Source organism: Rhodopirellula maiorica SM1 (genome assembly GCF_000346295.1).
GTDB lineage: Bacteria > Planctomycetota > Planctomycetia > Pirellulales > Pirellulaceae > Novipirellula > Novipirellula maiorica.
Window position 1 is genome coordinate 1 of sequence record NZ_ANOG01000212.1, and the last position, 7035, is coordinate 7035.

The 7035-nt window shown below is 55.8% G+C and carries 6 protein-coding genes and 2 pseudogenes; all 8 read left to right on the forward strand.

Going from position 1 to position 7035, the window contains the following annotated elements:
- Positions 1-1183, forward strand: a 1183-nt coding sequence (locus RMSM_RS06495) for an MFS transporter (RefSeq protein ID WP_144057425.1), incomplete at its 5' end; no start/stop codon positions are given.
- Between the two features lie 6 nt (positions 1184-1189).
- Positions 1190-2257, forward strand: coding sequence for a Gfo/Idh/MocA family protein (locus tag RMSM_RS06500; protein WP_008693246.1), 1068 nt, complete (start codon positions 1190-1192; stop codon positions 2255-2257).
- Positions 2244-2876 carry a cyclase family protein gene (locus RMSM_RS06505; protein WP_008693247.1) on the forward strand — a complete coding sequence of 211 codons (633 nt, stop codon included), beginning with the start codon at positions 2244-2246 and terminating at the stop codon, positions 2874-2876. Before RMSM_RS06500 ends, RMSM_RS06505 begins: the two co-directional genes overlap by 14 nt.
- 3 nt (positions 2877-2879) lie before the next feature.
- Positions 2880-4180 (forward strand): annotated as a pseudogene (otnK, locus tag RMSM_RS43730) (3-oxo-tetronate kinase).
- Positions 4177-4809, forward strand: a complete 633-nt coding sequence (otnC, locus tag RMSM_RS06515) for a 3-oxo-tetronate 4-phosphate decarboxylase (protein WP_008693250.1) — start codon at positions 4177-4179, stop codon at positions 4807-4809. Before otnK ends, otnC begins: the two are co-directional and overlap by 4 nt.
- 16 nt (positions 4810-4825) lie before the next feature.
- On the forward strand, positions 4826-5113 hold the full coding sequence (locus tag RMSM_RS06520; protein ID WP_008693251.1) for a putative quinol monooxygenase: 288 nt from the start codon (positions 4826-4828) through the stop codon (positions 5111-5113).
- 49 nt (positions 5114-5162) lie between these two features.
- Complete coding sequence (locus RMSM_RS06525) at positions 5163-6275, forward strand: isocitrate/isopropylmalate dehydrogenase family protein (protein ID WP_008693252.1); 1113 nt, start codon at positions 5163-5165, stop codon at positions 6273-6275.
- A gap of 160 nt (positions 6276-6435) precedes the next feature.
- Positions 6436-7035 (forward strand): annotated as a pseudogene (locus tag RMSM_RS06530) (DUF5060 domain-containing protein); the annotation flags it as partial.

Here is a 7035-nt window from a genome sequence, read left to right on the forward strand (position 1 = left end):
AGGGATGTTTAGCGATCGTGCCGGACCGCGTTTGGCATTGACCATCGTGGTGATCATCTGGAGCGTGTTTACGGCGTTGACCGGTGCGGTGTTTACCGCGATCAGTCTGCTGGTGGTTCGCTTTTTGTTTGGCATGGGCGAAGCCGGTGCTTACCCCGGCGCCACCCGTGCGTTGTACAAATGGTTGCCTGCGAAAGAGCGTGGCATCGGTCAAGGAATCTTCCATTCCGGAGCGCGTGTCGGAGCGGCACTTTCGTTGGTCTTGATGCCGGCGTTGATCGATTGGATCGGATGGCGATGGACGTTTGCCGCCAACGGTCTTGCAGGATTGGTTTGGGGAGGTGTTTGGTGGTTTTGGTACCGCGACTCGCCCAGCGAACATGCGAGCACAAACCAGGCCGAGGTCGATTTGATTGCCAGCGGCATCGCGGAGCAACAATCCACCCCGCTGAACATTCCCTACATTCAAATCGTGACGTCCGCGAACGTGTTGTTGGCGATGTTCCAGTATGCCGCAAGCAATATCACCTTTTTCATCAGCATCACGTGGCTGCGTCCTTATATCGAAGAACGCTGGGGCAGCCAGGCTGCTAATTTGTCGGCACTTCCGCTGTTGATCGGTGCGGTCGCATTGTGGTTTTCGGGCACCTTGGTGACGCTGCTTCACAAGCGAGGCATGCCAGTCCTTTCGCGTCGAATCCCGGCGATGGTCGGTTTCACTTTGGGGGCCATCGGATTGTTGATGTGCACGCAAACCGCCGATTCGGAAACCGTTTGGCCGCTGATCATCTGTTTTTCGATCGCGTTATTCGGGGTCGAAATGACGCTCAGCCCCAGCTGGGCCCTTTGCATGGATATTGGCGGCGACCGCAGTGGCGCCGTATCGGGGGCAATGAACATGGTCGGCAACATGGGTGCGGCCTTGAGTGCCGTGGTGTTCCCGTATTTCGTCGCTCATGTAACGATGCCTTACTTTGCCCTACAAACCGGAACCGCAAATTCTTTTTTTGTTTTCGCCGCCACGATCAACACGTTGGCGATGTTGGCGTGGTTGTTCATGAATCCTCTGCGACAATTACATGAACTCTCCTCCAGTCAACTGCGACTGCGACTGGCGACGTTCGCGGTGATGATCGTGGTGGTCATCACGGCCTTGATCTACACCAATTTTCTGATGCGGTAAGGAAACATGGCCAATTCAAACAAACCGAAACGCGGGGTCGCGGTGGGAGCGGGATATTTTAGCCACTTCCATTTTGACGCATGGAACCGTATCCCCAACGCGGAATTGGTCGCGATTTGTGATGTCGATCGTCACAAAGCCGACTCGGTCGCCAATCAGTACCAGATCGCAAACGTCTACGATGACGTCCAATCCATGCTGCGAGCCGAACAGCCCGATTTTATCGACATCATCACGCGGCCCGATTCCCATCTCGAGCTGGTTCGCATCGCGGCAAACTTGGGCATCGACGTGATCTGCCAAAAACCACTGGCCCCAACCATCGACGAGGCTGCCGAATTGGTTGACGTTGCCAACGCCGCAGGCATCCGCTTGATGGTTCACGAGAACTTTCGCTTCCAACCTTGGTATCGCGAAATGTCGCGTTTGATCTCAGGCGGCGTCGTGGGCGAAACACTTCATACGCTTAATGTGCGAACGCGGATGGGCGACGGATGGCAAGCCGACGCCTATCAAGCTCGCCAACCCTACTTTGCCACCATGCCGCAGTTGCTGGTGTTTGAAACCGGAGTGCACTTCATCGACACGTTTCGTTTTTTAGCCGGCGAGATCGAAGGCGTCTTTGCCTCGCTGCGTCGGCTGAATCCCAACATTGCCGGTGAGGACACCGGGATGATCTTGTTCGAATTCGCTAGCGGTGCACGAGGCCTCTGGGACGCCAGCCGCTACCATGAATCCGAAGCCGCAGATCCTCGCTACACGTTTGGCGAATGCTTGATCGAGACCGACGGCGGATCGATCCGGCTGTCCAGTGACGGACAGATCACGACTCAAAAGCTTGGCAATCCCGTTGTCTCGCACACCTACGATCATCATCACCGCGGCTTTGCCGGCGACTGCGTCTACCACACGCAAAAGCATTTTGTCGACTCGCTTTGCAACGCGACGCCGTTTGAAACCAGTGGCGAAGAATACTTAAAAACCTTGCGTGTCCAAGCTGCAATCTACCAGTCCGCCGAAACCGGATTGCCCGTCCGAGGGCTCGCCACAGGAGACGGCCATGCGAATCATTGATCTGACGTTGCCGATCGACAACGATATGCCTGGCGTCGATGTATCGCCTGCCAAGCGAATCAAAACACATGGCTGGAACGCGACCACGTTGACGCTGTATTCGCATTGCGGCACCCACATGGATGCCCCGTGCCATTTCCTTGATGGAGCAAGGACGATTGATCAACAAGACTTGAACGTCGTCATCGGTCCGGCGATCGTCGTCAACTTGGCACCCGCTGCGCCAAAACAATTGTTGACCGTGAACGATTTCGCCGCGGTTGAAAATCAAGTCACTCCGGGATGCCGTTTGCTGCTGCGAACCGATTGGCACAAGCGGTACGGTACGGCTGAATATCGCAATGAACTGCCGCGAATTTCGATCGAATTGGCTCGCTGGTTTGTCGAGCGAGAGGTTGGTTTGATCGGGGTCGAACCGCCATCGGTTGCCGACGTCAACAACGTCTCAGAAGTCACCGAGGTGCATCAAACGTTGTTTCGTGGCGGCGTGGTCATCCTCGAAGGTCTCGCAAATCTCGACCAATTGACTCAACCCACCGTTCAGTTAGTCGCATTGCCATTGAAAGTCGTGGGTGGCGACGGCACTCCTGTTCGTGCCATCGCGATGGAGCAGAGTTAAGCGATGACGAACCAACCCCAAACAAACACGTCCGCTGCGGTCCTAGGATGCATTGCCGACGATGTGACCGGAGCCACCGACCTTGCGATCAATTTGGCACAAGGAGGACTGCGAGTCATTCAGTGGCTGGAAATTCCGACGCGAGAAGACCTGCAAACCCACGCCGTTGATGCGATTGTGGTGGCGCTGAAGACACGCTCGATTGCTCCATCTGAAGCCGTCTCGCAATCGCTCGCAGCCATGCAAGTATTAAGAGACCATGGATGTCAGCGGTTCATTTCAAATATTGCTCGACGTTTGACTCGACCTCAAAAGGCAACATCGGTCCCGTGGCTGAAGCGATGATGGACGCGTTGGATGCCGAACAAACGATCTTTTGCCCCGCCTTTCCCCGTGCCGGACGCACGGTGTACCAAGGCCATCTGTTTGTCGACGGGACGCTGCTGAACGAATCGGGAATGCAAAACCACCCGCTCAATCCGATGCAGGACGCCAATTTAGTGCGATTCCTGGCCCGTCAAGTCACTCGCCCTGTTGGGCTGCTGCGTTATCACGATCTAGCCGACGCCAGCAGCGCGGGCGGATCGCTGCAAACACACCGCCGCGATGGGATCGCTCATGGCGTGATCGATTGCGTTGACGATTCGCAATTGCAAACGATCGCCGCTGCTGTCAGCGACATGCCGCTGCTGACTGGCGGATCAGGACTGGCACGTTATCTGGGCGATGCGTATCGGAAATCCGGATTAATCGAGACACACCGTGCATCGAGTGAGTTACCCGCGATTTCAGGCCGTAGCCTGATTTTGTCGGGCAGTTGTTCGCAGGCCACTAACCAGCAGGTCGCCAAAGCAAAATCGTTCTGCAGCACGTGGCAGCTTGACGTGCTCGAGATTGCCCGCGACCCCGGCACGTACCAACGTCGACTGTTGGCGTGGGCCGAAGCAAGTGACGCCAATCGTCCGCTGCTGATTTATTCGACCGATGATCCCGAGGGCGTTCGCAGCGTCCAGCAGACACTCGGGGCTAACGAAGCAGCTGAACTGATCGAATCGTTTTTGGGCAAAGTCGCAGTTGAATTGACGACGGATTTCGGTGTTCGGCGACTGATCGTTGCGGGCGGAGAAACCTCGGGCGCTGTGGTTCGCGACTTAGGCATTCGGGCACTGAAAATCGGTCCCGAAATTTGTGCCGGAGTTCCTTGGACCCAATCGATTGGTGGCCCTCCACTGGCGATCGCCCTCAAATCAGGGAACTTTGGCGACGAGAACTTCTTTCATACCGCGTTGGAGATGTTGGCATGAGTGAACGAGAACTTCGCGAGCGTATCGCCATGCATGGCCAATCGCTATTTGATCGCGGCTTCACATGCGGCAGCAGCGGCAATATCAGCGTTCGGTTGCCGGATGGCATTTTGGTCACTCCCACCAATGTCTGCTTAGGACGGCTCGATCCAGACCGCATTTCCAAAGTGAAATGGGATGGGACGCTGGCCGCGGGCGACAAACCGTCCAAGGAAGCGGTGCTGCATTTGTCGATGTATCGTTCGCGTGAAAAGGATGATGCGATCGTGCATCTCCATTCGACCTATTCGGTAGCGGTGTCTTGTTTGCCTGATATTGATTCGGCGAATGTGCTGCCTGCGTTAACGGCCTACTACGTGATGCGTGTCGGGACGCTGCCGATGCTTCCGTACTTTCCGCCTGGTGACGAAAAGCTGGCCGCCGAGGTCGAGCGAGCGGCGCTGGGAGCCCACGCCGTCTTGTTGGCCAATCACGGCCCGATCGTTGCCGCCGCGGATCTTGACAAAGCTGTTTACGCGACCGAAGAACTCGAAGAAACCGCCAAACTTTACTTACTGCTTCGCGACCGTGCGCCTCGTTGTTTGACCGACGAGCAGTGTCGCGAATTGCACCAACGATTTCCATCCTAGCGAATTGAAAACCACCATGTTTGTTGTTGCTGTCCAATTTACGATCAAGCCCGAGTTCGCAACTGCATTCCGCGAACGTGTCCTAAAACAAGCGAGCGATTCACTTGCCAACGAAGAGGCTTGCCAACAATTCGAGGTCAGTGTTGATCCCGAAGCGGAAAACCAATTTTTCCTATACGAAATCTATGACGATGCCGCGGCGTTTGATCAGCATCGTGCCGCCGATTATTTCGCTGATTTCTCGGCCAGCGTCGGACCATGGGTGGAAAGCAAATCGCTGAAAACATGGCATCGCATTTCGTAACCACGACTGAACCTACTCACTTTTCATTGCAACCCATAAGAAACGACAGATGACTTCCTATCGGATCGCACTTTTACCGGGCGATGGCATTGGCCCGGAAACCATGGCCGCGACTCAGATCGTGCTCGATCGCGTGGTTGTTGAATTCCCCGACATCCAACTCGATTGCCAATCCCATCGTGCCGGTGCGGAACTCTATCGCGACACCGGCGAGACATTGCCCCAAGCCGTGTTGGATGCCTGTTTGGACGCCGATGCGGTGCTGTTGTCGGCGATTGGTTTGCCAGACGTGCGGCAACCTGATGGGACGGAGGTCCAACCCACTATGATGGTTGGGCTGCGTCGTGCTCTGAACCTGCACTCGGCGGTGCGACCGGTGAAACTGTATCCGGGAGCGCCGTGTCCACTGAAAGACACCCGTGCGGGAATCGACCTTGTGATCATCCGCGAAAACCTCGAAGGCCTATTTGCCTCGTTCGGCGGTGGCAGCATGGTCGGTGACGAAGTGGCCACCGACACGTTGGTCGTGACTCGTACGGGGACGTCCAAAGTCGTCGATTACGCATTCCAGTTGGCGTCGCGCCGCAGCGGTCGTCCCCGCGACGGCAAACGCAAAGTCACCTGTGTCGATAAAGCCAACGTGTTTCGCAGTATGGCGTTCTTTCGCAAAATCTTTCACGATGTTGCTGCGAAATACCCTGATATCGACCATGATGCGGTCTATGTCGATGCGATGAGTTTGTACATGGTGCAAAACCCGTCCGATTTCGATGTGGTCGTCATGGAAAACCAATTTGGTGACATTTTGTCGGATTTGGGTGCTGGTATTGTCGGCGGTCTTGGCTTGGGCCCCTCGGCCGAAATTGGTGACCAACACGCCCTGTTCCAACCATCCCATGGCACCGCGCCTCAATTGGCAGGTCAAAACGTCGCCAACCCGCTGGCTACCATTTTGTCGGCTGGCATGATGCTAGATTGGCTGGGGCAAACCCATAACGATGCAACCTGTGTTGCCGCAGCGATTGCTGTGGAAAATGCGGTTGCTGAAGTGCTAGCGCAAGGCCAAGTACGAACGCCCGATATTGGCGGCACGTCGTCCACGACCGATGTGGCCAACGCAGTCGCCGATGCGATCGTTGCTTCGGTTCGCAGCGATGTGTAAATAAGATGCCTGGGTTCGTTGACGGACCTTGCGTTTTGATCGCCGAGCGATCGACGACGCAATTGATCGCGGAGCGATCAACGACAATGTAAGACGATGCTGATGACAGGCTGGAAGCCTATCCCACTTTTATTCCCCACCCCACCACGAGGATTTGTCCATGAGTCGCTGTTTCCCTGTGCAACTTGCCTGTTGCATGACTGTCTTGCTGACAGCCGGTGCGCCGTCGTTAAGCTCAGCCGCTGACCCTGTGTTCAAAGAAGTCGACGGACTTGTCGCGGTCGAAGCGGAACATTTTGTCGAACAAACATTGACTGACAAACGTGCATGGCACCTAACCTCGACCGAGACCACTCCCGACATCACACCCGATGGTGATCCGCCGCATGTCGCCGGAGCAAGCGGCAATGCGTATCTCGAAATTTTGCCAGACACACGGCGGACGCATGCTGACAAATTGATCCGTGGGACCAACTTTGCTCCCGAGGCCGGCGGCATGGCGGTGTTGAAATACAAAGTGAATTTCAGCACTCCAGGCAAATATTACGTTTGGGTTCGCGCCTATTCCACCGGCAGCGAAGACAACGGGCTACACGTCGGGATCGATGGCGAGTGGCCGGAAACAGGCCAGCGTTTGCAGTGGTGCCAGGGCAAAAACGGCTGGCGATGGGAAAGTAAACAACGCACCGAAAAGCAACATTGCGGCGAACCCTACAAGATTTTCCTCGACGTTCCGACCGCGGGCGTGCACACGATTTCG